This window comes from Pseudomonas corrugata, from assembly GCF_050920615.1.
GTDB classification, from domain to species: Bacteria; Pseudomonadota; Gammaproteobacteria; order Pseudomonadales; family Pseudomonadaceae; genus Aquipseudomonas; species Aquipseudomonas corrugata.
On record NZ_CP130434.1, the window covers coordinates 5235502 to 5261781 of the forward strand.

A 26280-nucleotide genomic window follows, 5' to 3' on the forward strand; every position below is an offset into this window, starting at 1 on the left:
CCGAACCGTCAGGCACTCAACCGCGCCGTCACTTCATTCAACTGCCCCGACAGGCCCTGCAAGTCTCGACTAGCCGCTTCGGTGCGTTGCACGTTGCCCAGATTGGTGCTGGCGATGCAGGTGATTTCGGTCAGGTTGCGCGAAATGTCTTCGGCCACCGACGTCTGTTCTTCCGCCGCCGTGGCGATCTGGCGGTTCATGTCGCGGATCGCCTCGACGGCCAGGGTAATGCGTTCGAGCATGGCACCGGCCTGGGTCACCTGCTCTACGCTCTCTTCGCTGCGCGACTGCCCGCTTTCGATGGCCTGGGCCGCATCCACCGCGCCGGTTTGCACGGTCTGAATGATCTGGTTGATCTCGGTAATGGACGAGGCCGTGCGCTGGGCCAGGCTGCGCACCTCATCGGCAACCACTGCGAAACCGCGTCCGGCCTCACCGGCACGAGCCGCTTCGATGGCGGCGTTGAGGGCCAACAGATTGGTCTGCTCGGCGATCCCGCGGATGACCTCCAGCACCTTGCCGATGCGTCCGCTGTCAGTTTCCAGTCGACGGATGACCGTGGCCGTGTCAGCGATTTCACCACGCATCCGGGTGATGGTATGGATGGTTCCCTGCATGACCTGCTCGCCCTGTTGGGCCGACTGGTCGGCATCGTCGGCCGCACGCGCCGCCTCGGCCGCATGGCGAGCGACTTCCTGGGCCGTGGCGGACATTTCGTTCATCGCTGTCGCCACCTGGTCGGTGCGCTCGAACTGCTCGCTGATGCCCTGACTCATCAGGCTGGCGATGGCATTGAGCTCACCGCTGGCGCTGTCCAGTTCCGTGGTGCTACGTTGCAGGCGGGTGAAAGTCTCGGCCAGAAAGTCACGCAGGGTATTGGCCGCCAGGGCCAGGTCACCCAATTCGTCCCGGCGATTGCTCACCACCCGATCAGAGAAACGCCCATGGCTCAATTGGGTGACATACTCGATCAGGCTGCGGATCGGCTGCACCAGGTTGCGATTGACCAGCCACAGGCTGAGCAGACCAATCACCAGGCCCGACAGCAGCATGACCGCGATCCCCGACAGAATCGTGCGATCAGCACCGGCGCTGATCTGCTGCGATTGCTCGTTGCCGAGCTTGTGCAACTCGACCACCAGCTCGCTCATTTGCTCACTGGCCGCACGGTCCACACCCTTGACGGCCGCATCGCCCGCCGCAGCATCGCCACCTGCCGCCACAAACGCTTCACGCCCTCTCTGATAGGCCGCACCCAGTTGCAGGTGTTCGTTGCGCAATTGCTCGATACGCGTCTTGAGGCTCGCCGGGACACCTTCTTCGCGCGCCATCAATTCACCCAGGATGCCCTGGACCTCGCGCTGGCGCTCCTCGAACTGCTTCCAATATTTCTCCAGCTCCGCCGGTTGCTTGCCGCGCAGCAGGACGTTCTTCCACTCCTGGACCTGCACCTTGAATTGCAGGTTGGCTTCATCGACCAACTGCGAGGCGTGCAAGGGCCCATCGATCAGGCGCCGATAGTCCTGCAGGCCATTGGAAAGGAAATGAAAGGACGCCAGGGCGATCAGCAGCATCGCCAACAGACTGCCACCCAACAGGGCAAGGATCTGAGCTCTCAGGGATTTTTGCAGGAGCATGGAACGGAATCTCCGGGAATAATAAAGCCAGGCCCACGGCCCAGTACGTCCAGACCGTCCATGTCTCACTTAAACGTCACGGCATGCATGTGGGAATACTGTCTTTGGCATCGGCCGGCCGGCCCCGTTCTTGAGCCTTCGCGAGCGCCGCTGATCCGATTGTCGACGGTCCTTGGAGGGCAATCGATGGGGTTGCCTGGACCTGTCCAGACAACCCCATCTGTCGGTACAGCAGGATTTAAAAGTCTGTTTGTCATCTCTCCTGCGGTATCCTGCTCAGGCTTTATGAAAGCGAGGATCTACCAGATCTACCAACAGACTTTGCGAGGAGCGCGATATGCACGAGATTCCTAATCTCCCCTTCCCAAGCCTGCACGACACTGAGCAGACGACCACGCTACAGGCCGGAGGGCAACCAGACGCCCGGCAACCCGAGCCCAAAGAAGCTACTGAACGCCATCAGGCCGACAGCGAAGACTGATCCATCAGCACCACCAGACCGTGTGGAAAGCGCTAAGATGCGCTTTCCACACTGCCTGAATCCCCGAGCCCCGTACCATGACCGATGACACCCCTACCTTCAGCGAAGCCCAGGCCAGTGTGCTGATCGGCACCACTGAAAAAATGGTCGAGATCTGGACGCGCCTTTCGCCAGAGAAACAGGCCGCGCTGCTGGCCCGTTTCGGTACTGAAGAGAATGCCCTCGCTGCGCTGATCACCACGCACCTGGTCGCCGGGCAAAACGACGGCTGACAGGCAAATAGTTTTACTTTTCTGCTCTTCCCCCCCACGCGCGCCGTTATCATAAGCAGCCTATCTATCCTGCTGCTCCGTGGACCTTCTCCCATGTCAGATTCTCAGCGCCCCCTGGCGGTCACGCTGCAAGTCGTTTCCATCGTTCTCTTTACCTTCATTGGCTATTTGAATATCGGCATCCCCCTGGCCGTGCTGCCCGGGTTCGTCCATGGCGAATTGGGTTTTGGCGCGGTAATCGCCGGGCTGGTGATCAGCGTCCAGTACCTGGCCACCCTCCTCAGCCGCCCTTACGCGGGCAAGATCATCGACAACCTGGGCAGCAAGCGCGCCGTCATCTTCGGCCTCGCCGGATGTGGGTTGAGCGGTGTGTTCATGCTGGCGTCCGCCTGGACTCATGACCTGCCGACCCTGAGCCTGATCAGCCTGCTGATCGGTCGCCTGGTGCTGGGCAGCGCGGAAAGCCTGGTGGGTTCGGGCTCGATTGGCTGGGGCATCGGCCGGGTCGGCGCAGCGAATACGGCCAAGGTGATTTCCTGGAACGGCATTGCCAGTTACGGCGCGCTGGCGATTGGCGCGCCGCTGGGGGTGTGGCTGGTCAAGTCCCTGGGATTGTGGAGCATGGGCGTCAGCATCATCCTGCTGGCCGTGCTGGGGGTGGCGCTGGCGTGGCCGAAAACCGCCGCGCCCATCGTCGTCGGCGAACGCCTGCCGTTCATGCATGTGCTGGGGCGCGTCCTGCCCCATGGCTGCGGCCTGGCTCTGGGCTCTATCGGTTTCGGCACCATCGCCACCTTCATTACCCTGTACTACGCGACCCGGCATTGGGACAACGCGGTGCTGTGCCTGAGCCTGTTCGGTGCCTGCTTCATCGGCGCGCGCTTGCTGTTCGGCAATCTGATCAATCGCCTGGGGGGCTTTCGGGTCGCGATTGCCTGCCTGTCGGTGGAAACCCTTGGCTTGTTGCTCTTATGGCTGGCACCGGATGCGCAGTGGGCATTGGCGGGCGCAGCGTTGAGTGGCTTTGGTTTTTCGCTGGTATTTCCGGCACTGGGTGTCGAGGCCGTCAACCTGGTGCCGGCTTCCAGCCGTGGGGCGGCGGTGGGTGCCTATTCGCTGTTCATTGATTTGTCGCTGGGGATCACCGGACCGTTGGCCGGTGCGATTGCGGCAGGGTTTGGCTTTGCCTCGATCTTCCTGTTCGCGGCCTTGGCAGCGTTCAGCGGCTTGGGGTTGAGCATCTACCTGTACCGGCAGGCGCCGAGGTATCGCGAGGAAAGGAGCAGAAGCTAGTGGCCTGTACGGTTAATTCGAGTACGCGAATTAGCCACACAGGCCACTAGAAGTCTACCTTGCCCCGCCCGGCCTTGATCGAGCCACGCTTGCTCTTGGATTCCAGGCGACGCGTCTTCGACCCCAGGGTCGGTTTGGTCGGGCGGCGCTTCTTCTCGACCTTGGTGGCACTGAGGATCAGTTCGACCAGGCGTTCCAGTGCATCGGCCCGGTTCTGCTCCTGTGTCCGGTATTGCTGGGCCTTGATGATCAACACGCCGTCGCTGGTAATGCGGCTGTCACGCAGGGCCAGCAGCCGCTCCTTGTAGAACTCGGGCAATGACGAAGCCGGGATGTCGAAGCGCAGGTGCACGGCGCTGGAGACCTTGTTGACGTTCTGCCCCCCGGCGCCCTGGGCGCGGATGGCCGTCAGCTCGATCTCGGCATCGGGGATGTGCACGTTGTTGGAAATCGCCAGCATGAAAAGTGTCCGGTATCAGGCCCCACAGAATACCCCGAATCCCAGGGACAACGCTCAATCCCTGTGGGAGCGAGCCTGCTCGCGATTGCGGTGTGCCAGCCACCATTGACGCTTCTGACCCGACGCCACTCGCGAGCAGGCTCGCAGAGGGTGAATCAGAAAAAACAAACCCGGCATTCAGCCGGGTTTGGGGTATTTCAGGAAAGCCTACTTGGCAGCCGCCACAGTCAATCCATGCTGGGCACTGCGCTTGTTCTTGATCACATAGCACACCCACATGAACACCAGCCACACCGGAATCGCGTACACCGAAACCTGGATGCCGGGGATCAACAGCATTACGCCCAGGATGAACACCACGAACGCCAGGCAGATGTAGTTGCCGTAGGGGTACCACAGCGCCTTGAACAACGGCACCTGGCGAGTCTGGTTCATGTGCTGGCGGAACTTGAAATGCGAGTAGCTGATCATCGCCCAGTTGATCACCAGGGTCGCGACCACCAGCGACATGAGCAGCTCCAGCGCATGCTGCGGGATCAGATAGTTCAACAGTACCGCGACCAGCGTCACCGCCGCCGAGGCGAGGATCGAACGCACCGGCACGCCACGCTTATCGATACGGGCCAGGGCCTTGGGCGCATCGCCCTGCTCGGCCATGCCCAGCAGCATGCGGCTGTTGCAGTAGGTACCGCTGTTGTACACCGACAGCGCGGCGGTCAGCACCACGAAGTTGAGAATGTGCGCCGCCGTGTTGCTACCCAGCATCGAGAACACCTGCACGAACGGACTGCCGCTGTAGGCATCACCGGAGGCATTGAGTGTGGTCAGCAGGCTGTCCCAAGGCGTCAGGGACAACAGCACCACCAGGGCACCGATGTAGAAAATCAGGATCCGGTAGATCACCTGGTTGATGGCCTTGGGGATCACGGTTTTCGGCTTGTCAGCCTCGGCAGCGGTAAAACCGAGCATTTCCAGGCCGCCAAAGGAGAACATGATGATCGCCATCGCCATCACCAGGCCGCTCACGCCGTTGGGGAAGAACCCACCGTGGGACCACAGGTTGGTCAACGAAGCCTGCGGGCCGCCGTGGCCACTGACCAGCAGGTAGCTGCCCAAGGCGATCATGCCGACAATCGCCACGACTTTGATGATCGCGAACCAGAACTCGGCTTCACCGAAGACCTTTACATTGGCCAGGTTGATGGCGTTGATCAGGATGAAAAAAGCCGCCGCCGAGACCCAGCTCGGGATGTCAGGTGCCCAGTAATGGATGTACTTGCCCACAGCTGTCAGCTCGGACATGCCCACCAGGATATACAGAATCCAGCAATTCCAACCCGACAGGAACCCGGCGAAACCGCCCCAGTACTTGTGGGCAAAGTGGCTGAAAGAACCGGCCACCGGCTCTTCGACGATCATTTCGCCCAACTGGCGCATGATCATGAAGGCGATGAAGCCGCAGATGGCGTAGCCCAGGATCATCGACGGGCCGGCTGACTTCAGCACCCCCGCCGACCCCAGGAAAAGGCCGGTACCGATCGCGCCGCCGAGGGCGATCAATTGAATATGTCGATTTTTCAGGCCGCGCTTAAGCTCGCCTGAATGCGAGTTTTGTCCACTCATGGGAAGGGTCTCACGCAAGGTTTGATAATGGTCGTCAGGCGTTGCCGCTCGAATCAGATCTCAAGCAGCGCCAATCAAACCCCAGCGCAGGTACCAGGAATTCAGCGTTTTTACGGTCATGCGTCACCTGTTTGTTTTTATCTGTGACGAAATCGAACCCGACACGCTTGTGGCGTGGCGGAATGAGCAAGGCGGATAACCTTGAAGATGCGTGGGTACGCGAAGGGTCACAGTAAAACGCGGCGCATTGTACACCGCCGACCTCCCGCTGCCAGACACCATCACAAGGCATGCCGCGCATCTCACCCTTCCCACGGCCTTGAAACAAGCCGTCGGGAACCGAGGAGCGCCACATTTGACAGCGCCGATGGAAGCTTTTTCTTACATTCGTGGAATGCCAGATTTCAGATCGAGTGAGTCGGCAGTTTCCGTAAATATTTCTTTACGATGCGTAACACATTTTTTCCATGTAGGAATTTTCTGTAGGCCGTCTGGAAATTGACGGTAGAAAGCTTCCTAACGAATAAACCTCCCAGGTAACTGTTTCAAATAAGCAAAAAAAATCACGAGAAATAGAACAAAAAGTTCATCTCGAAAAAATAAAATTATTTTTTGCATTCCAAAAAACCGTCGACTAGGTTTTAGCGACTTGCCCGGGCATCGTGCCGGCAAGCCTTGCGGGGCCTCATGCGGTCAGCTTTCACTCACCGGATTGCCCGCAACTTTCCGTAAAAGTCATCTAGGAGATTCACTATGCAAGCACTGGACAAAGACTTGGAAACCGAACTGCAACTGGACGAATGGTTTGAAGCGCCAACCCATGAAGCCGCCGTTAAAATGATGCAAGCCGACGCCGTCGTTCCGTTCGGCACGGCGATGTGGCCTCTGTAAGCGCAACCCGGCGGAGCTGATCCGGCCGGTCGGCTCCGCCACTTTTAGCAGGTTGTCCGGGACGCTAATCGATCAGGGAAGAAAACAAGTATGGACACACAACGAGCCATCTCTCATTTCCTTTACTACCTCGAACACCACCCTGCCCTGGCCGGCATCCAGCCCGCCAAGGTACTGCTCGGCCATACCGCCGACTATGAAGCACTGACCGGTGCCATTGCCGAACAAGCCGGCAACGCCTCACCCTTCCGGTTCAGCGCCATGCGCCTGGACCTTGAACCCACGGAGCGCCTGTCCAAGGCCATTGCCGACAGCGATCTGTACATTTTCTTCTACGACTCTTCCACCCTGCCCAACCCTAGGCCCGACGGCCCGGACTTTGTCCGTGCGCTGCAAGGCGTGATGGCGGACAACTGGAAGAAATCGCTGCTGTTCAAGGACTACGGCGACTATTTCTACGACACCTTCAGCGTCATCCCACAACGTATCGCCGGGCTCAACAGCCACCTCATCCGACGCATGTCCCAGGCAAGTACATTGAGCTTCCAGGACCAGCACGGCTCGTACTTCGATACGGTCCTGGACAGCGCCAGGAAGTGGACCGACATCAACGGCCTCGGCAACTACGACCTGGCCCCTGGTGAAATCGCCACCCACAGTGACACCATCAATGGCCGGGTGAGTTTCGTTGGCACATTCCTGAGCACCATTCCGTTTGCCCGCAAATATGGGGTGCTACAGTCGCCGCTGGAGCTGTGGATCGAAGACTCCACTATCCAGAAAATCGCTACCGAAGTGCCGGGCCTGGAACATGACTTCAACCGATACCTGGATGCCAACCCGTCCAACCGGCGCATCGAGGAGTTGGGGATCGGCACCAACGAAGGGGTCAAGAGCCTGTATGCCCGCAACGCCGGATTCGAGGAGCGACATTGCGGCCTGCACCTGGGGTTGGGTGGCGGCGCCAAGGGCAGCCACCACCTGGATCTGATTTTCGAGAGCGGTGTGCTGGCGCTGGATAATGAGCCGATGTTTGATGGGCGGTTTGTGCTTTAGTCTGCTGGGGATTGTGGTTGGTGATGCCGGCCTCTTCGCGAGCAGGCTCGCTCCCACAATTGATCTCCAGTGAATGGAAAACTCGTGCTCGCCACCATTCCCCTGTGTGCGAGCCTGCTCGCGATGACGGTCTCAGCTACACCCCATCGCTGAAGCCAGGCCAAAAAAAAACGCCAACCCTAGGGTTGGCGTTTTTTCTTGCCGCTTGCCGCTAGAAACTCAAAGCGGCCTCACTCCGGCTTGCGACGCCCAAACCCCGGACGCTGCCCCGAGCCCGCCGGGGCACCACGACGTTTGCCCGACGGCGCATCCCGATCCACCAAGGTGATGGCCGGGCGTTTCTTCGAGGTCGGCTTGGCCGGACGCTTGACGTCGACCGGACGCTCAGCCACCGGTGTACCACGGCCTTCGCCACGCTCAGTCCGGCCATTGGCCGGGCGCGGTGTGCGTGGACCGCGCTCGCCATCCTGACGAGGCCCCGGTTTGCGGGCCGGACGTTCGCCTTCGATCTGCGGCTCGCGGGGAGCACGTGGGCCAGGCGCCGCGCCCTCAGCCGCTGGACGCAAGGTTCGCACGCGCTCGGTCTTGCCCATCGGGCGCGAGGATTTACGCTGCATCCGCTCCAGCTTGTCCTTGCTCTTGGCGGTCATCTGCGGCATTGCCACAGGCGTAAGGCCTACTTCAGCCGACAGGATGTCGACTTCCTGCTGGCTCATTTCGCGCCAGCGCCCCATTGGCAGGTCGGAGTTGAGGAACACCGGGCCGAAACGCACGCGCTTCAGACGGCTGACTACCAGCCCCTGGGATTCCCACAGACGACGCACTTCACGGTTACGGCCTTCCATCACCACGCAGTGGTACCAGTGGTTGAACCCTTCACCACCCGGCGCCTGCTTGATGTCGGTGAAGCGCGCCGGACCGTCTTCCAGCACGACGCCGGCCTTCAGGCGCTCGATCATCTCATCGTCGACTTCGCCCCGTACGCGCACGGCGTACTCGCGGTCCATCTCGTAGGACGGGTGCATCAGGCGATTGGCCAGCTCACCGTCGGTGGTGAACATCAGCAAGCCGGTGGTGTTGATGTCGAGGCGGCCGATGTTGATCCAGCGACCTTCTTTCGGACGCGGCATCTTGTCGAACACCGTCGGACGGCCTTCCGGGTCGTCACGGGTGCAGATCTCGCCGTCGGGTTTGTTGTACATGATCACGCGGCGCACTGTTTCGGCAGCCTCTTCGCGCTTGATCACCTTGCCATCGATGGTGATGGCGTCGTGCATGTCGACGCGCAGACCCAAGGTGGCATCTTTGCCATTGACCTTGATCCGGCCCTGGGTGATCCAGGCTTCCACGTCGCGGCGCGAGCCGACGCCGATGCGGGCGAGGACTTTCTGCAGTTTCTCGCCTGCGGGGCCGATTTCGTGGCTGTCGTTCTTGTCTTGGTCTTTCATGCTGGGCACCTCCCGGTGTGGTCTTGAAAAGGGTCGTCTGGCGAAGCGTTCGCCAAAGGGTCGCGAATCATACGCCCGTTGAGGCGTTTGCGCATCAGAGACTAGTTGATCGATGGGTGCTCAGTGGTTTTTCCGCCGATCGGGTGTCTACCGTCCCTGCATTCCCCTGTGGGAGCGAGCCTGCTCGCGATGACGGCAGCATGTCCTATATCGATGCATGCTTAACGACCGCTATCGCGAGCAGGCTCGCTCCCACAGGGGGTGCGGTGTCAGCTGGATCAATCGTCAAACTGGCGACGTTCGTTCTCAATCGCTTCAGCCAGCGCCCGGGCTTCGGCTTCTTCGTCAGTCAATTCAGGCTCGGCTGTGGGTGGCTCAAGGGCAGCCACGGCGGCCAGCAGTTTTTCCCGGGCTTCGGCAACCCCGAGAATGTCCTCTTCGGGTTCAGCCTCGGCCGCGGGTTCAACTGCGTGATCAGGCGCCTCGCCTTCAGGTTCCGGACCGTCACGCAGCAAGTCGTCGAAATCGGTCTTGAGTCCCTCCTCCATGGTGTCCAGCTCCAGCAGTAACGAATGGAAACTGGTTTCTTCCTTGGGCTCCTCCGGTTCGGCACTCGCGTCGGCCAGGTCTTGCAAACCCTGGGGTACCGGGGCGTCGTCGAACTCGAGCATCGGCTCGGGCTCCAGCTCCCGCAGTTCAGCCAACGGTGGCAGGTCATCAAGGTTTTTCAGGTTGAAATGATCAAGGAAAGCCTTGGTGGTGGCGAACATCGCCGGTTTGCCTGGCACGTCGCGGTAGCCGACCACTCGGATCCACTCGCGCTCAAGCAGAGTCTTGACGATGTGACTGTTGACCGCCACGCCCCGCACGTCCTCGATCTCACCACGGGTGATCGGTTGGCGGTAAGCGATCAAGGCCATGGTTTCGAGCATGGCGCGGGAATAGCGCTGGGGCCGTTCCTCCCACAGGCGTCCGACCCAGGGCGCGAATTTCTCGCGGATCTGCAAGCGATAACCGGAAGCCACTTCCTTGAGTTCAAACGCCCGCCCCTCGCAGGACTTGCCCAGCAGGGTCAGGGCTTTCTTGAACACGGCTGGTTCCGGCCGCTCGCCTTCTTCGAAAAGCTCGAACAGACGCTCCATCGATTGCGGCTTTCCAGAGGCCAACAGGAAAGCTTCAAGCAAGGGTGCCAGCTCACGGGGTTCAGTCAGATTCATTGATTGCTCGTTATTCGGCTCGTGCCCGCACGTGAATCGCTGCGAACGGCTCATTCTGCACCAGCTCGACCAAGGATTCCTTGACCAGTTCCAGGATCGCCATAAACGTGACGACCACCCCCAACCGCCCTTCCTCGGCAGTGAACAGCTCGACGAACGGCACAAAACCACCGCCCTTGAGCCGTTCCAGCACATCGCTCATGCGCTCGCGGGTGGACAGCGCCTCGCGGCTGACCTGATGGCTTTCGAACATGTCGCCCCGACGCAGGACCTCAGCCATGGACATCAGCAACTCTTCCAGGCTCACGTCCGGCAGCAACTTGCGTGCCCGCGCCTCGGGAGCATCGAGCTTGGGCACCACCACGTCGCGCCCGACCCGGCTCAAGCCGTCGATGCCTTCGGCGGCGCCCTTGAAACGCTCGTACTCCTGCAAGCGACGGATCAGTTCGGCACGGGGATCGTCTTCTTCCGCTTCGACCTCGGCCGAGCGCGGCAACAGCATCCGTGACTTGATCTCGGCCAGCATGGCCGCCATCACCAGGTATTCGGCCGCCAGCTCAAGGCGCACCGACTGCATCAGCTCGACATACCCCATGTACTGGCGAGTGATTTCCGCCACGGGAATGTCGAGGATGTTGATGTTCTGCTTGCGGATCAGGTACAGCAGCAGATCGAGCGGGCCCTCGAAAGCTTCGAGGAACACTTCCAGGGCGTCCGGAGGAATGTACAGGTCCAGGGGCATTTCGGTGACCGCCTGGCCATAGACCATGGCGAACGGCAGCTCCTGCTGGGCGCCGGCCTGACTGTCCACACTGTCCACCACGGTTTCCACGGCGGACATTCAGGCCTCGACCAGGAACGGCGCCGGATCGCCACAACCGACGCGCACCACCTGCGGCTCGCCGTCGGCCAGGTTGATCACGGTGGAGGCCTTCATGCCGCCGTAACCACCGTCGATGATCAGGTCGACCTGATGTTCGAGCAACTGGCGCATTTCGTAGGGATCGGTCAGGGGATCGGTTTCGCCGGGCATGATCAGCGTCACGCTCATCAACGGCTCACCCAGTTCCGCCAGCAGCGCCAAGGCAATCGGATGGCTCGGCACCCGCAGGCCAATGGTGCGTTTCTTCGGGTGCAGCAACAATCGCGGCACTTCGCGGGTGGCATTGAGAATAAAGGTGTAAGGGCCGGGTAAATGGGCCTTGAGCAGCCGGAAGGTGCCAGTGTCGATCTTGGCAAACAGGCCCAGCTGCGACAAGTCACTGCAAATCAGTGCAAAGTTGTGCTTGTCGTCCAACTGACGCAGGCGTCTGACCCGTTCCACGGCATTCTTGTCGCCGATCTGGCAGCCGATGGCGTAGGAGGAATCGGTGGGATAGACCACCACGCCGCCACCACGAATGATTTCCACCGCCTGTTTGATCAGGCGCGCTTGCGGGTTTTCCGGATGAATCTGGAAAAATTGACTCACGTGTTCTACCTGTTCAGACGGCGTCGGTAACAAGTTCATGTTTGAATCTACACCAAAGCGGTGGCAGATCTTCGGGTAACGGACGGTATTCGCCGATCTCGGACCAGCCTCCTGGGCCATGGAAATCACTGCCGGCGGTGACCAGCAGGCCAAACTCCCGGGCCAGAATCGCCAGACTGCCGACCTGCTCGGCCGGCTGATGGCCATTGACCACCTCAATGGCGTGGCCCCCTGCTTGAATATAGTCGGCTATAAGGCGGCGACGTTTGCTTCGGGTGAAATCATAGTGCCACGGATGCGCCAGGCTGACCCAGGCCCCCGAGGCCCGCAGGGTTTCAACCGTCTGTTCCAGGGAGGGCCAATGCTGCTTGACATCCCCTAGCTTGCCGGCCCCCAGCCATTTGCGGAACGCTTCGGCACGGTCCTTGACGAAACCTTCGCGCACCATCCAGTCGGCGAAGTGCGGCCGTGCCGGTGCGTTACCGCTGTCACCCAGCTCCTGCTGGATCTGCCGGGCACCCTCCAGCGCACCGGGCATGCCCTTGAGGGCCAGTTTGCGGCTGATCTCCTCGGCACGCAGCCAGCGACCGTCGCGCAATTGGGCGATGGCCTGGACCAGCGGCGGCGCGTCGACATCGAAACCGTAGCCCAGCACATGGATGGTCGCCCCGCCCCAGGTGCAGGACAATTCGACGCCGTTGATCAGTTGCATGCCCAACGCCGTCGCCGTATTGCGGGCCTCGTCGAGGCCTTCGAGGGTGTCATGATCGGTCAGGGCCAGGACTCGCACGCCGTGCTCGAACGCCCGCGCCACCACAATCGCAGGCGCCAGGGCGCCATCGGAGGCCGTGCTATGGCAGTGCAAATCAACATTCACGGGGGTGTGTTACCTCAAATCAGCTGGCCCTATCGCGGCCAAGGATGTTTGTTATTATGCCGTCACATCCTGCTTCTGGCTGCCATTGTGAAACAATTCATCGACTTCATCCCGCTTCTGCTGTTTTTCATCACCTATAAACTTGACCCACGCACCGTCGACATTGCCGGTCAGTCCCTGACTGTAGGCGGTATCTACAGCGCCACCGCGGTGCTCATCATCAGTTCCCTGGTGGTCTACGGAGCGTTGTTCATCTCCCAGCGCAAGCTGGAGAAAAGCCAGTGGCTGACCCTGATCGCCTGCCTTGTGTTCGGTAGCCTGACCCTGGCCTTCCACAGCGACACCTTCCTCAAATGGAAAGCGCCAGTGGTCAACTGGCTGTTCGCCCTGGCCTTTATCGGCAGTCATTTCATCGGCGACAGTCTGCTGATCAAACGCATCATGGGCCATGCCGTCAGCCTGCCGGACGTGATCTGGACCCGCCTGAACATCGCCTGGATCGCCTTCTTCCTGTTCTGCGGCGGCGCCAACCTGTTCGTCGCGTTCACGTTCCAGGACTACTGGGTCGACTTCAAGGTCTTCGGCAGCCTGGGCATGACGCTGCTATTCCTGATCGGCCAGGGCATCTACCTGTCCCGTCATCTGCACGATGCCGACACCCCCACGCAAAAAACCGAGGACTGACATGCTCTACGCAATTATTGCCACCGACGTCGCCGACTCCCTGGAAAAACGCCTGGCCGCCCGCCCCGAGCACCTGGAACGTCTGCAGCAGCTCAAGGCCGAGGGTCGTATCGTGCTGGCCGGTCCGCACCCGGCCGTGGACAGCAACGACCCCGGTGCCGCCGGTTTCAGCGGCAGCCTGATCGTAGCCGAGTTCGAGTCCCTGGTCGCCGCACAAGCCTGGGCCGAGGCCGACCCATACGTGACTGCCGGCGTCTACGCCAATGTCGTGGTCAAGCCGTTCAAGCAAGTCCTGCCGTAAATCCTTGAATGCGATGAGCCCCCTGGGCTCATCGCATTCAATTGCTCATTGTTCTCGTTTGCCTGCCGACAACCTGTCTAATCTGTCTAGTCTCGATTGGAATTCAGGAGTGGCAATGCGCAAAGGTCCGTTGTGCCTGTTATGGGTCATGTTGGCGATCGGGGCTCCCGCCCATGGCGAAGAAAACACCGAGGCCAGTCATTCGACGCCCTTGTCCCTGAGCGCAGGTGGGCAGATCACCGAGCTGCAGCAACGCTTGAAAGACAGTGAGCGCCTGCGTGAAGAACTGACCCAACAATTGCAGAACGCCAGCAGTGAACGCGAAACCGCACTGATAAGCCGCTTGCGTCAGGAGAACCAGCGTCTGAAGCTGCAACTCAAGGAAGCCCAGTCGAGCTCGCTGCCGCGCCTGTTGACCGATCAACAGCAATGGTTCGTCATCGGTGCCGGGGTAGCGCTATTGGCCCTACTCTGCGGTATCTTTGCCAGCGGTGGACGTAGACAGCGTCGGCAATGGCTAAATTGAGTGATTCATGAGCGAGCTGTTACTGATTGATGATGACCAGGAGCTGTGTGAGCTCCTCGGCAGTTGGCTGGGCCAGGAAGGCTTCCAGGTCCGGGCCTGCCACGATGGCCAGAGTGCCCGCAAGGCCCTGGCCGAAACCGCTCCGGCGGCGGTGGTGCTGGATGTGATGCTGCCCGACGGCAGCGGCCTGGAGTTGCTCAAGCAACTGCGCACCGACCATCCGGAACTGCCAGTGGTGATGCTTTCGGCCCGTGGCGAACCGCTGGACCGCATCCTTGGCCTGGAACTGGGCGCCGACGATTACCTGGCCAAACCCTGCGACCCACGGGAACTAACCGCGCGCCTGCGCGCCGTGCTGCGCCGTAGTCATCCAACGGCGGTGTCCAGCCAGATCGAACTGGGCGACCTGACCTTCAGCCCGGTCCGTGGCGTGGTCAGCATCGATGAACAGGAACAGACCCTCACCGTGTCCGAGAGTCGCCTGCTCGAGGCGCTGCTCAAGCAGCCGGGCGAGCCGCTGGACAAGCAGGAATTGGCGCAGATCGCCCTGGGCCGCAAGCTGACCCTGTACGACCGCAGCCTCGACATGCACGTGAGTAACCTGCGCAAGAAAATCGGCCCCCATCCCGACGGCCGCCCGCGCATCGTGGCGTTGCGCAGCCGGGGTTACTACTACAGCTTGTAGGAGCTGGCGAAGCCTGCGATCTCTTGATCTGGATCTGGATGGGGGCTCACTCCGATCCAAGTGCCTGGGGAAAGATCGCAGCCTCGCTTCGCTCGGCAGCTCCTACAGGTATTGGTTCGACTTGAAATCAGGTGTTTGTCAGGTCTGCACCAAAGCCTCTTTACCCAAGCTTTACCCACCCCTGACCGCCGCTGACCTTGATCTCCGTAATCTGCACTCATCCGGAACTGACCGGGAACGAGACAAGGAGATACACCATGCGCAAAACCCTTATCGCTCTGATGTTCGCTGCCGCCCTGCCGACAGTCGCGATGGCCATGCCCGAAGGCGCCGGCCCGATGGGACCGATGGACGGCCCGCGTCACGGCGGCCAGATGCACGACAAAGGTCCGTACAGCCAACTGGACTTGACCCACGAACAACGCCAGCAGATCCGCCGGATCATGGGCGAGCAGCGTCACGAACGTCAGGAGTTGGTCGAGAAATACTTGGCGAAGCTGTCACCGGCCGACCAGAAGGCCATGCAGGATGAAATGAAGGCACGGCACGAGAAGGTCGATGCCCAGATCCGTGGGCTGTTGAAGCCTGAGCAGCAGAAAGAGTTCGACGCGATCCAGAAGAAACAGGCCGAACGTCGCGCCGAGTGGGCAGAATTCAAGGCCTGGAAGGCGCAACAGCCGCAAAAAGCGCAATAATGCGCTGACGTCCCCCGCCCAGCGGCTCCGCGCCGCTGGGCTTTCCCTGTTTCGAGGATTTACCGTGCGTTCATTGTTCTGGCGCATCCTGGCCAGTTTCTGGCTGGCCATCACGCTGGTTGCAGGGCTTTCGATTCTACTGGGCCATGTACTGAACCAGGACGCCTGGATTCTGAGCCGCCATCCAGGACTCAACACCCTGGCCGAAGAGTGGACGCAAACCTACGAAAGCCAGGGTGAAGATGCCGCGCAGGAGATCCTGCAACAGCGCAAACGCCAATATCACATTGACGTCCAGGTACTCAACGAAAGCGGCGACCCGGTAGTGCGCGGAACCTTTCCACGGCGTGCCGCAGCCTTCGAGGCACGGCAGAACAACGACGACCGCCGCCTGCCCTGGCGGCGCCTGACCGACGAGTTCACCAGCGCCAAGACCGGCGACACTTACCTGTTCATCTACCGCATCCCCCATCCCGAACTGGACGCCTGGCACCGCGACAGCCTGCTCTGGCCCCTCAGTGCGTTGGGGATCGCCCTGGTGGTGCTGACCTTGTTCAGTCTGCTGGTGACCTTCTCCATCACCCGCCCGCTGAACCGACTGCGCGGTGCCGTGCATGACCTGGGACAGACCACTTACCAGCAGAACAGCCTCGCCAAACTGGCCAACCGTCGCGACGAATTCGGTGTACTGGCAACGGACTTCAACCGCATGGGCGCGCGCCTGCAAAGTCTGATCAGCAGCCAGCGCCAGTTGCTGCGGGATGTATCCCATGAGCTGCGCTCGCCCCTGGCCCGGTTGCGCATCGCCCTGGCGCTGGCGGAGCGGGCCGGCCCCCAGGAGCGTGAAGCACTATGGCCGCGCCTGACCCGCGAATGCGACCGCCTGGAAGCGTTGATCAGTGAAATCCTGGTACTGGCCCGGGTCGATGCCGACAACGCCAGTGCCGAAGACGTGGACCTCAATGGCTTGCTGGCCGCCCTGCAAAAAGACGCGCAACTGGCCTCACCCGAGCAAAGCGTGCAATTGAACGCCGAGCCGAACCTGACCCTCAAGGGTTGGCCGACCATGATCGAGCGAGCGGTGGACAATTTGCTGCGCAACGCCCAACGCTTCAATCCCGCCGGGCAACCCATCGAAATGCGCGCGGTGCGCCAGGGCGAACGAGTCATTGTGAGCGTGCGCGATCATGGCCCGGGCGTAGAGGCCGAGCATTTGGGCCAGTTGGGCGAACCATTCTATCGCGCACCGGGCCAGACTGCCGCCGGCCACGGCCTGGGCCTGGCAATCGCCCGCCGTGCCGCCGAACGCCACGGGGGCGCGCTGGTACTGGCCAACCATCCCGGTGGCGGCTTCATCGCGAGCCTGGAATTGCCGTTGGTGCCAGGAGCTATTGTCCAGCCTTAAGCCATGACGAAAGGGTCCGCGAACGCCGCAGAACCACTGAGGGAGCAAGCCTGCTCGCGAAGGGATCGTGTCAGTCGACATCATCATCGAAGGGACCATCGTCTCGCGAGCAGGCTCGCTCCCGCAGGGATTGCGGCGACAGGACTGCCGCCGCAAAACCAAACGATAATTCCTCTTATTCAAAGTTCCCCGTCCTGTTAGACTTTGCGCCCTCGTTTCACTCGTCTTCCAGGATGTTCAATGCCGTCGTTGCCTCTTCTATGCGCGCTGTTCATGGCACTGGCCACGGCCATGGGCCTGAGTGGCTGCGATGATGCGCCGCGCTTTACCCAGGCCGAACCCGGTGAAGCCCGGTCCGGCGGCGCCGCGACGGTACGCAAGACCGACCAGAACGCATTCTCCCTGCCCTCGGCCAACCTGCCACCCTCGCGGCGCGTGGACTTCAGCGTCGGCAACAGTTTTTTCCGCAGCCCCTGGGTGATCGCACCCTCGACCACCACCGCCCGGGATGGCCTCGGACCGCTGTTCAATACCAATGCCTGCCAGAACTGCCATATCAAGGACGGTCGCGGCCATCCGCCGGCGCCGGATGCGGCTAACGCGGTATCGATGCTGGTGCGCCTGTCGATCCCCGATGCGCAGCCCTACGCCAAGGTCATCGAGCACCTGGGCGTGGTGCCGGAGCCGGTCTACGGCGGGCAGTTGCAGGATATGTCCGTACCCGGCGTCGCCCCGGAAGGCAAGGTGCGGGTTGAATACACACCTGTCCCGGTGCGTTTCAAGGACGGCACGGTGGTGGAACTGCGCAAGCCGAGCCTGCAGGTCAGCCAACTGGGCTACGGCCCGATGCACCCCGACACACGTTTGTCCGCACGGGTCGCGCCGCCAATGATCGGCTTGGGATTGCTGGAAGCCATCCCCGATGAAGCCATCCTGGCGAACGCCGAGGCCCAGGCACGGGAGAAGAACGGCATCGCCGGCCGACCGAACCGGGTCTGGGATGATGTCCAGCAGAAAACCGTCATGGGACGTTTCGGCTGGAAAGCCGGGCAACCCAACCTCAATCAGCAGAACGTCCACGCGTTTTCCGGTGACATGGGCCTGACGACAAGCCTGCGGCCGTTCGACGATTGCACCGAGGCCCAGATCGATTGCAAGCGCGCACCCAACGGCAATGGACCGGACGGCGAACCGGAGGTGAGCGATAACATCCTGCGGCTGGTGCTGTTCTATAGCCGTAACCTTGCCGTACCCGCGCGCCGGGACGTGAACTCACCCCAGGTACTGGCCGGCAAGAGTCTGTTTTTCCAGGCCGGTTGCCAGTCCTGCCACACGCCGAAGTACACCACGTCCGCCACCGCCGCCGAGCCGGAGTTGGCGAACCAGGTCATCCGCCCTTACACCGACCTGTTGTTGCACGACATGGGCGAAGGCCTGGCCGACAACCGCAGCGAATTCAAGGCTGGCGGCCGTGACTGGCGGACACCGCCGCTGTGGGGGATCGGCCTGACCGAAACCGTCAGCGGCCACACCCAGTTCCTGCACGACGGTCGCGCCCGCAACCTGCTCGAAGCCGTGCTGTGGCATGGCGGCGAAGCGCAAGCGGCGCAGCGCCAGGTTTTAGCGTTCAATGCCGAGCAACGTGCTGCGTTGCTGGTTTTCCTGAATTCCCTTTAAATCATTTTTCCGAAAACGGGAGTCCGACATGTTCCGTCCCAAGCTGTTGTTCACCAGCCTCGCCGCCCTCGCCCTCGGCGCCTGCTCGCCGCAGGACCCGCAAGCAGTCACTTCGGCCGCCATTGCCAAGCAAGTGATCCTGCCGACCTACAGCCGTTGGGTCGATGCCGACCGGCAACTGGCGAGCAGCGCCCTGGCGTTTTGCCAAGGCAAGGAAAACCTGGAGACCGCCCGCGCCGATTTCCTCAAGGCGCAAAAGGCCTGGGCCGAACTGCAACCGCTGTTGATCGGTCCGCTGGCCGAGGGCAATCGCGCCTGGCAAGTACAGTTCTGGCCGGACAAGAAGAACCTGGTGGGCCGTCAGGTCGAGCAACTGGTCGAAAGCCAGCCGCAGATCGACGCTGCCGGCCTGGCCAAATCCAGCGTTGTGGTCCAGGGCCTTTCGGCCTACGAATACCTGCTGTTCGACGCCAGGATCGACATGGCTGACAGCACGCAGAAAGCCAGATACTGCCCACTGCTGATGGCCATCGGTGAACGCCAGAAACAGCTGGCCGAAGAGATCCTGTCACGCTGGAACACCAACGACGGCATGCTCGCCCAGATGAGCAAGTTTCCGAACCAGCGCTATGCCGACTCCCACGAAGCGATCGCCGACCTGCTACGTGTTCAGGTCACCGCTCTCGACACATTGAAGAAGAAACTCGGCACCCCGATGGGCCGCCAGACCAAGGGCGTACCGCAACCTTTCCAGGCAGATGCCTGGCGCAGCCAGTCGTCTCTGCAAGGCCTGGAAGCCAGCCTCAGCGCAGCCAGGACGGTCTGGGTCGGCGTGGATAACAAGGGCCTGCGCAGTCTGTTGCCAAGCGACCAGAAGCCCTTGGCCGACAAGATCGACGCGGCCTATGACGCATCGTTGAAACTGTTCGCCAGCACCCAGCGTTCGCTGACCGAGATGCTCAACGACGACGCCGGGCGTCAGCAACTCAACGATTTGTATGACAGCCTCAACGCCGTCCACCGCCTGCACGAAGGCGAACTGGCCAAGGCGCTGGGCATCCAACTGGGCTTCAATGCCAACGACGGTGACTGATCATGTTTCGACGTCAGGCCCTGGCACTGGGCAGTTTGCTGCTCGGCGCCGTTACCCTGGGTGGCTGGAAGCTGTTCAAGCAAAAGGACACGCCTGCGCTGCTGCTGTCGGCACGGGACGATGGTGATGGCAAGCATTACGCTGTGGGTTATCGACTGGACGGCACACGGGTGTTCGCCACCCGGGTCGACCAGCGTTGCCATGACATCGTCAATCATCCATCGCAGCCGGTTGCGCTGTTCGTTGCCCGTCGCCCGGGCACCGAGAGCTACCTGATCGACCTGCGCGATGGCACGTTGCTGCAGACCATCACGTCCTTGCCGAACCGGCATTTCTACGGTCACGCGGTGATCCATCGCAGCGGCGAGTGGTTGTACGCCACCGAGAATGACACCTCGGATCCCGGACGCGGCCTGTTGGGCGTGTACCGTTTCGAAGGCGAACGACTGATACACAGCGGCGAGATCCCCACCCACGGCATCGGCCCGCACCAGGTGTCATGGATGCCCGACGGCGAAACCCTGGTGGTGGCCAACGGCGGTATCCGCACCGAGGCCGAGAGCCGGGTAGAGATGAACCTCGATGCCATGGAACCCAGCCTGGTCCTCATGCAGCGCGACGGCACGCTGTTGAGCAAGGAAACCCTTCCCCAGTCCATGAACAGTGTGCGCCATCTGGGCATCGCCAGTGACGGCACCATCGTTTCCGGCCAGCAGTTCATGGGGGATGCCCATGAGTCCTCGGAACTGGTGGCGATCAAGCGTCCGGGTCAGCCCTTCAAGGCGTTTCCGGTGTCCGAACAGCAATTGCAAGCCATGGGGCATTACACTGCCAGCGTCGCGGTGCACAGCGACCTGCGCCTGGTCGCCCTGACGGCCCCTCGTGGCAATCGCTTTTTCATCTGGGACCTGGACAGCGGAGAAGTCCGCCTGGATGCCCCTCTGCCGGATTGCGCAGGGGTGGGAGCGGTGGCAGACGGTTTCGTCGTGACCTCAGGTCAAGGGCGTTGCCGCTATTACGATTGCCGACAGACCCAACTGGTTGCAAAGCCGTTGGACCTGCCGGCAGGGCTCTGGGACAACCATTTGCACCTGGCCTGATTAAGCGGGGGCGAAGCCATCGATGCGGAGCCCCTTGTATTTCGGGAATAATCCTACGCAACACGGGCCTTATGGGATCTGGAATCCCCAGCATACTCAGGGTAAGGTGCCCGCCTGACTGTCTTTTCTATCGGCTTTCCAAGGAAGTGGAACATGCTGCGACGCCGCATGCTGATCATGTTGGGTGTTGTCCTGCTGGTGGTGCTGTTGCTGGCCGGCTACAAGGCCTTCTCCGTTTACCAGCAGATCCAGATGTTTTCTGCACCGAAACCACCGGTCAGTGTTGCCGTGGCCAGCGCCACCGAGCAGCCCTGGCAAAGCCTGCTGCCTGCCGTCGGCAGCCTCAAGGCGTTGCAAGGCGTGGACCTGAGCCTGGAGATTGCCGGGACCGTGCAGAAAGTACTGTTCCAGTCCGGACAGAAGGTCAAGGCCGGTCAACCGCTCCTGCAACTGGACAGCGAGGTCGAAAGTGCCCAGCTGGAAACCGCCGAAGCCGACCTGGGCCTGTCGCAACTGGACTTCGGCCGCGGCCGTCAACTGGTGGGTAGCCAGGCGATCTCCAAGGGCGAGTTCGACCGACTCTCGGCACAATTGAAAAAGAACCAGGCCACGGTCAATCAGCTCAAGGCTGCGCTGGACAAGAAACGCATCGTCGCGCCGTTCAGCGGCACCATCGGCATCCGCCAGGTGGATGTCGGCGATTATCTCGCCAGCGGCACGGTAATCGCCACACTGCAAGACCTCAGCAGCCTCTACGTGGACTTCTATATCCCTGAACAAACGGTGCCAAGGCTGGCCGTGGCCCAGGCGATCAACGTCGGCGTCTCGGCCTACCCCGGCCAGACGTTCGTCGGCTCCATCAGTGCCATCAACCCCAAGATCGAGGACAGCACCCGCAATGTGCTGGTACGCGCTACCCTGGCCAACCCCGACGGCAAGCTGTTGCCCGGCATGTTCGCCAACCTGCAGGTGATCCTGCCGGACGTGGCGGACGGAATCGTCGTGCCGGAGAGCGCCGTGACCTACACCCTCTACGGCAATTCCATGTACGTGGTGACGCAGAAGAAAGGCGCCGACGGCAATCTCGAGAAGGACGACAAGGGCCAGCCGGTCCTGATTGTCGAGCGGCGCTTCGTCGAGACCGGCGAACGTCGCGACGGGCTGGTGCTGGTTACCAAGGGCGTACAGAGCGGCGAACAGGTGGTGATCGCCGGCCAGATCAAACTGGATAACGGTACCCACATCGTCATCAGTGACGACAAGACCCTGACCGAACAGAACAGCCTGCGACGCGCAGACTGATCAAGGAATCCCCATGGCTTTTACCGATCCGTTCATCCGCCGTCCGGTGCTCGCCACCGTGGTCAGCCTGTTGATCGTGCTGTTGGGCTTCCAGGCCTGGAGCAAGCTGCCGCTGCGCCAGTATCCACAGATGGAAAACGCCCTGATCACGGTGACCACCGCTTACCCCGGGGCCAATGCCGAAACCATCCAGGGCTACATCACCCAGCCGATGCAGCAGAGCCTGGCCAGCGCCGAGGGCATCGACTACATGACCTCGGTCAGCCGCCAGAACTTCTCGGTGATATCGGTCTATGCCCGCATTGGCTCCAACAGCGACCGTCTCTTCACCGAATTGCTGGCCAAGGCCAACGAGGTCAAGAACCAGCTGCCCCAGGATGCCGAGGACCCGGTGCTCAGCCGGGAGGCCGCCGATGCCTCTGCCCTGATGTACATCAGCTTTTTCAGCAAGGAACTGAACAACCCGCAGATCACCGACTACCTGTCACGGGTAATCCAGCCCAAGCTGGCGACCCTCCCCGGCATGGCTGAGGCGGAGATCCTTGGCAATCAGGTCTTCGCCATGCGCCTGTGGCTCGATCCCATCAAGCTCGCCGGTTTCGGCCTGACCGCCGCCGACGTGACCAATGCCGTGCGCCAATACAACTTTCTATCGGCCGCTGGCGAGGTGAAGGGCGAATATGTGGTCACCAGCGTCAACGCCAACACCGAACTGAAATCAGCCGAAGCCTTTGCCGCGATACCGCTCAAGACCGACGGTGACAGCCGGGTACTGCTACGGGATGTGGCACGGGTGGAGATGGGCGCCGAAAACTACGACACCATCAGTTCCTTCGGAGGCACGCCCTCGGTGTATATCGGGATCAAGGCCACGCCCGGCGCGAACCCGCTGGATGTGATCAGGGAAGTGCGCAAGATCATGCCGGAAATGGAGGCCCAGTTGCCGACGAACCTCAAGGCCGAGATTGCCTACGATGCGACCCTGTTCATCCAGGCATCCATCGATGAGGTGGTGAAGACCCTGTTCGAGGCAGTGCTGATCGTCATCGTCGTGGTGTTCCTGTTTCTCGGCGCCCTGCGGTCGGTACTCATCCCGGTGGTGACCATCCCGCTGTCGATGATCGGCGTGATGTTCTTCATGCAGTTGATGGGCTACTCGATGAACCTGCTGACATTGCTCGCGATGGTACTGGCCATCGGCCTGGTGGTGGACGACGCCATCGTCGTCGTGGAGAACATCCATCGACATATCGAGGAAGGCAAGAGCCCGTTTGACGCAGCGTTGGAAGGCGCCCGGGAGATCGCCATGCCGGTTGTCTCGATGACCATCACGCTGGCGGCGGTGTATGCGCCGATCGGCCTGCTCGAAGGCCTGACGGGCGCCCTGTTCAAGGAGTTCGCCCTGACCCTGGCCGGGGCCGTGGTGATCTCCGGGATCGTTGCCCTGACCCTGTCGCCCATGATGTGCGCCATGCTGCTGCGCCACGACGAGAACCCTTCGGGGCTGGCCCATCGACTGGACATGGTTTTCGAACGCTTGAAGACCCGTTACCAGCGCATGCTTCATGGCACGCTCAATACCCGGCCGGTCGTGCTGGTGTTCGCCGTGATCGTTCTGCTGCTGATTCCGGTACTGCTCATGTTCACCAAATCCGAACTGGCTCCCGACGAAGACCAGGGCATCATCTTCATGATGGCCAAGGCGCCACAGCCGACCAACCTCGACTACCTGAACACCTACACGGACCACTTCGTCGATATCTTCAAGCAGTTCCCGGAGTACTACTCTTCGTTCCAGATCAATGGCTACAACGGCGTGCAGTCCGGCATCGGCGGCTTCCTGCTCAAACCCTGGAACGAACGCAGCCGCACCCAGATGGAAATCCTGCCTGATGTCCAGAGCAAGCTGGAAAGCATCCCAGGCTTGCAGATCTTCGGCTTCAACCTCCCTTCCCTGCCCGGCACGGGGGAAGGCCTGCCCTTTGCCTTCGTCATCAACTCGCCGAAGGACTACGCGACGCTTCTGGAGGTCGCGGAGCGGGTCAAGAAGCGTGCACTGGAGTCCGGAAAATTTGCATTCATGGACATTGACCTGGCCTTCGACAAGCCCGAGGTCGTCGTCGACATCGATCGTGACAAGGCCGCCCAGATGGGTGTCTCGATGCAGGATCTGGGTGGTACCCTCGCCACCTTGCTGGGTGAGTCGGAGATCAACCGCTTTACCATCGAAGGCCGTAGCTACAAGGTCATTGCCCAGGTCGAACGGCCATTCCGGGATAATCCTGACTGGCTGAACAGCTACTACGTGAAAAATACCCAGGGTGAGTCATTGCCCCTCTCGACCCTGATCAAGGTCAGCGACCGGGCGCGCCCGCGGCAACTCAATCAGTTCCAGCAACTCAATGCGGTGACGATTTCGGGCTTCCCCGTTGTGAGCATGGGCGAGGCCATCGAGACGGTTCGCCAGATCGCCCGGGAAGAGGCACCGGTGGGGTTTGCCTTCGACTATGCCGGGGCCTCGCGTCAGTTCATCCAGGAAGGCAGTGCCTTGTGGGTCACTTTTGCCCTGGCGTTGGCGATCATCTTTCTGGTGTTGGCGGCCCAGTTCGAGAGCTTTCGTGATCCCCTGGTGATCCTGGTGACGGTACCGCTGTCCATTTGCGGCGCCCTGATTCCGCTGTTCCTCGGCTGGTCGAGCATGAACATATACACCCAGGTGGGATTGGTGACGCTGATCGGCCTGATCAGCAAGCACGGCATTCTGATCGTCGAATTTGCCAACCAGCTGCGCAAGGAACAGGGCCTGACGCCACGGGAAGCCGTGGAGCAAGCTGCGTCGATTCGCTTGCGACCGGTGCTGATGACCACTGCGGCCATGGTGTTTGGCATGGTGCCGTTGATCCTGGCCACCGGTGCCGGAGCGGTGAGCCGCTTCGACATCGGCACGGTCATTGCCACCGGCATGTCGATTGGCACCCTGTTCACGCTGTTCGTATTGCCTTGCATCTACACGCTGCTGGCCAAGCCGGATAAAGCCTGATCTCTATTGAAGGGGATCCTCTCGCCACAAATGTCTCCCCCTATAAATAACAAGATATAAAAAAAAGGCTACCCGAAGGCAGCCTTTATTTGGGCTCCATGACTCTCAACTCTGTGGCCTCACGCCTTGGGAAAGACTGAACATGAACAGCAACAGGTCATTATCCGGCCGGATGACCTCGCTGGCCTTGGCCACCCGCGGTAAAGGGCAGTGAGCGTCAGAGTAGGAGGCACTGAGTATCTGAGAACGGGGCTGTTCCCACACAGCCACCGCCATCGATGCAACTGCCAGGGCTCCGACTAAAAACACACCTCTAGCAATTTCAAGTTTCATCACTATAAGCCTTTGATAGCGCTGCCAAACGCCGTCTCATAAAAGTAGACGAGTTTTTTCCAGTCAGAATCGCTGAACGACGAATGGCGTCGTAGCTGCTTCATGTCATGGGATGCAGCCCGTCGGGCGGTCAAACGCTGGCGACACTTCTCCAGGTCCAACAAGGCGACTTCGGGTTTCGCCGCTTCCCCCTCCCCGGTTACACGCACAAATACATGCTTGATGTAGATGCACCCATGCTGCCAACGGCCTTTATGCATGCGGGCCAGGTTTTCGGCCAGTGCCTGGAGGATTTGATCATGCACCGCTTCGCCATGACGCTCGCGGCCACCTGCGGCGTACCATTTCTCGATCTCCTCAAAACCTTCGAGCGCCCGGGTCACCAGCAGCGCACGCCACTTATGGACCGGGTCCCGCTGGGCCCCGCAGAAAACCAATTGAGGGACGCGGACATCAAGCCGGGTCAACGCCAGCAGCGCGTCTTGCTCTCGCAACACGGTAGGTCTACCGAACGGATGCAGCCAGCTGCGATAAATGTGCCCCGTCTGACGCTTGGCATAAAGCAGCTCGCCATCCTTGCTGATGATCCGCTGTACGCCACTTTCTCCACCACGACGCACGTTGGGCTCTTCCACCCATTCACCCTTCATGCTCCAGAAATGGTCGAAGCTGTTGCGGGAAATCCCAGGTGTCTCTGCTACCTGCGCAACCAT

At 61.0% G+C, this 26280-nt stretch carries 26 protein-coding genes; 16 read left to right on the forward strand and 10 right to left on the reverse strand.

The window, feature by feature from the left end:
- Positions 1-8: 8 nt before the first annotated feature.
- Positions 9-1637, reverse strand: coding sequence for a methyl-accepting chemotaxis protein (locus QZH45_RS23385; protein ID WP_055135838.1), 1629 nt, complete (start codon positions 1635-1637; stop codon positions 9-11).
- Positions 1638-1974: 337 nt separating this feature from the next.
- On the opposite strand from QZH45_RS23385, the gene QZH45_RS23390 reads away from it, so the two are divergent.
- The 3 genes from QZH45_RS23390 (at position 1975) to QZH45_RS23400 (ending at position 3683) form a co-directional block, all read left to right on the forward strand.
- The gene (locus QZH45_RS23390; RefSeq protein ID WP_167355718.1) at positions 1975-2118 is read left to right on the forward strand and encodes a hypothetical protein; all 144 of its coding nucleotides are present in this window, start codon (positions 1975-1977) and stop codon (positions 2116-2118) included.
- Positions 2119-2195: 77 nt separating this feature from the next.
- On the forward strand, positions 2196-2390 hold the full coding sequence (locus QZH45_RS23395) for a hypothetical protein (RefSeq protein ID WP_024779554.1): 195 nt from the start codon (positions 2196-2198) through the stop codon (positions 2388-2390).
- A 93-nt stretch (positions 2391-2483) separates the two neighbouring features.
- Positions 2484-3683: an MFS transporter gene (locus QZH45_RS23400; RefSeq protein WP_055135837.1), complete on the forward strand. Its 1200-nt coding sequence runs from the start codon at positions 2484-2486 to the stop codon at positions 3681-3683.
- 46 nt (positions 3684-3729) lie between these two features.
- Here QZH45_RS23400 and arfB read toward each other — a convergent pair whose 3' ends face one another.
- Positions 3730-4143 (reverse strand): alternative ribosome rescue aminoacyl-tRNA hydrolase ArfB, encoded by a 414-nt coding sequence (gene arfB / locus QZH45_RS23405; protein WP_024779552.1) that lies wholly within the window; start codon positions 4141-4143, stop codon positions 3730-3732.
- Between the two features lie 207 nt (positions 4144-4350).
- Complete coding sequence (locus QZH45_RS23410; RefSeq protein ID WP_024779551.1) at positions 4351-5766, reverse strand: amino acid permease; 1416 nt, start codon at positions 5764-5766, stop codon at positions 4351-4353.
- A 753-nt stretch (positions 5767-6519) separates the two neighbouring features.
- Here QZH45_RS23410 and QZH45_RS23415 point away from each other — a divergent pair.
- Positions 6520-6657, forward strand: a complete 138-nt coding sequence (locus tag QZH45_RS23415; protein ID WP_055135836.1) for a hypothetical protein — start codon at positions 6520-6522, stop codon at positions 6655-6657.
- A gap of 90 nt (positions 6658-6747) precedes the next feature.
- The gene (locus QZH45_RS23420; protein WP_024779550.1) at positions 6748-7713 is read left to right on the forward strand and encodes a leucyl aminopeptidase (aminopeptidase T); all 966 of its coding nucleotides are present in this window, start codon (positions 6748-6750) and stop codon (positions 7711-7713) included.
- Positions 7714-7943: 230 nt separating this feature from the next.
- Here the strand turns inward: QZH45_RS23420 and rluB are convergent, their stop codons facing one another.
- The 5 genes from rluB to QZH45_RS23445 all read right to left on the reverse strand — a co-directional run bounded on the left by rluB (position 7944) and on the right by QZH45_RS23445 (position 12726).
- A complete protein-coding gene (gene rluB, locus QZH45_RS23425) occupies positions 7944-9161 on the reverse strand; it encodes a 23S rRNA pseudouridine(2605) synthase RluB (RefSeq protein WP_024779549.1) in 1218 nt (405 codons plus the stop codon).
- Positions 9162-9439: 278 nt separating this feature from the next.
- Positions 9440-10378, reverse strand: coding sequence for an SMC-Scp complex subunit ScpB (gene scpB / locus QZH45_RS23430; protein ID WP_024779548.1), 939 nt, complete (start codon positions 10376-10378; stop codon positions 9440-9442).
- Positions 10379-10388: 10 nt separating this feature from the next.
- Positions 10389-11087: a segregation and condensation protein A gene (locus QZH45_RS23435; RefSeq protein WP_173668659.1), complete on the reverse strand. Its 699-nt coding sequence runs from the start codon at positions 11085-11087 to the stop codon at positions 10389-10391.
- Positions 11088-11219: 132 nt separating this feature from the next.
- Positions 11220-11849 (reverse strand): L-threonylcarbamoyladenylate synthase, encoded by a 630-nt coding sequence (locus tag QZH45_RS23440; RefSeq protein ID WP_024779546.1) that lies wholly within the window; start codon positions 11847-11849, stop codon positions 11220-11222.
- Between the two features lie 13 nt (positions 11850-11862).
- Complete coding sequence (locus QZH45_RS23445) at positions 11863-12726, reverse strand: PHP domain-containing protein (protein WP_024779545.1); 864 nt, start codon at positions 12724-12726, stop codon at positions 11863-11865.
- A gap of 87 nt (positions 12727-12813) precedes the next feature.
- Here QZH45_RS23445 and QZH45_RS23450 point away from each other — a divergent pair, with 87 nt between their 5' ends.
- The 11 genes from QZH45_RS23450 (at position 12814) to QZH45_RS23500 (ending at position 25234) form a co-directional block, all read left to right on the forward strand.
- Positions 12814-13410 (forward strand): septation protein A, encoded by a 597-nt coding sequence (locus tag QZH45_RS23450; RefSeq protein ID WP_024779544.1) that lies wholly within the window; start codon positions 12814-12816, stop codon positions 13408-13410.
- 1 nt (position 13411) lies between these two features.
- Positions 13412-13711 (forward strand): YciI family protein, encoded by a 300-nt coding sequence (locus QZH45_RS23455; RefSeq protein WP_024779543.1) that lies wholly within the window; start codon positions 13412-13414, stop codon positions 13709-13711.
- Positions 13712-13826: 115 nt separating this feature from the next.
- Positions 13827-14237, forward strand: a complete 411-nt coding sequence (locus tag QZH45_RS23460) for a translation initiation factor 2 (RefSeq protein ID WP_024779542.1) — start codon at positions 13827-13829, stop codon at positions 14235-14237.
- Positions 14238-14244: 7 nt separating this feature from the next.
- On the forward strand, positions 14245-14922 hold the full coding sequence (locus QZH45_RS23465) for a response regulator transcription factor (protein ID WP_024779541.1): 678 nt from the start codon (positions 14245-14247) through the stop codon (positions 14920-14922).
- A gap of 257 nt (positions 14923-15179) precedes the next feature.
- A complete protein-coding gene (locus QZH45_RS23470; RefSeq protein WP_024779540.1) occupies positions 15180-15617 on the forward strand; it encodes a Spy/CpxP family protein refolding chaperone in 438 nt (145 codons plus the stop codon).
- A 64-nt stretch (positions 15618-15681) separates the two neighbouring features.
- Positions 15682-17022, forward strand: coding sequence for a sensor histidine kinase (locus QZH45_RS23475; protein ID WP_024779539.1), 1341 nt, complete (start codon positions 15682-15684; stop codon positions 17020-17022).
- A 240-nt stretch (positions 17023-17262) separates the two neighbouring features.
- Positions 17263-18699, forward strand: a complete 1437-nt coding sequence (locus tag QZH45_RS23480) for a di-heme oxidoredictase family protein (RefSeq protein WP_024779538.1) — start codon at positions 17263-17265, stop codon at positions 18697-18699.
- Between the two features lie 28 nt (positions 18700-18727).
- On the forward strand, positions 18728-19792 hold the full coding sequence (locus QZH45_RS23485) for an imelysin family protein (RefSeq protein WP_024779537.1): 1065 nt from the start codon (positions 18728-18730) through the stop codon (positions 19790-19792).
- 2 nt (positions 19793-19794) lie between these two features.
- Complete coding sequence (locus QZH45_RS23490; protein WP_024779536.1) at positions 19795-20892, forward strand: DUF1513 domain-containing protein; 1098 nt, start codon at positions 19795-19797, stop codon at positions 20890-20892.
- Positions 20893-21045: 153 nt separating this feature from the next.
- Complete coding sequence (locus QZH45_RS23495; protein ID WP_024779535.1) at positions 21046-22194, forward strand: efflux RND transporter periplasmic adaptor subunit; 1149 nt, start codon at positions 21046-21048, stop codon at positions 22192-22194.
- Between the two features lie 13 nt (positions 22195-22207).
- Positions 22208-25234: a multidrug efflux RND transporter permease subunit gene (locus tag QZH45_RS23500; protein WP_024779534.1), complete on the forward strand. Its 3027-nt coding sequence runs from the start codon at positions 22208-22210 to the stop codon at positions 25232-25234.
- Positions 25235-25339: 105 nt separating this feature from the next.
- On the opposite strand, the gene QZH45_RS23505 is transcribed toward QZH45_RS23500, so the two are convergent.
- The gene (locus QZH45_RS23505) at positions 25340-25567 is read right to left on the reverse strand and encodes a hypothetical protein (RefSeq protein ID WP_024779533.1); all 228 of its coding nucleotides are present in this window, start codon (positions 25565-25567) and stop codon (positions 25340-25342) included.
- A gap of 2 nt (positions 25568-25569) precedes the next feature.
- Positions 25570-26280, reverse strand: coding sequence for a lipopolysaccharide kinase InaA family protein (locus tag QZH45_RS23510; protein ID WP_024779532.1), 711 nt, complete (start codon positions 26278-26280; stop codon positions 25570-25572).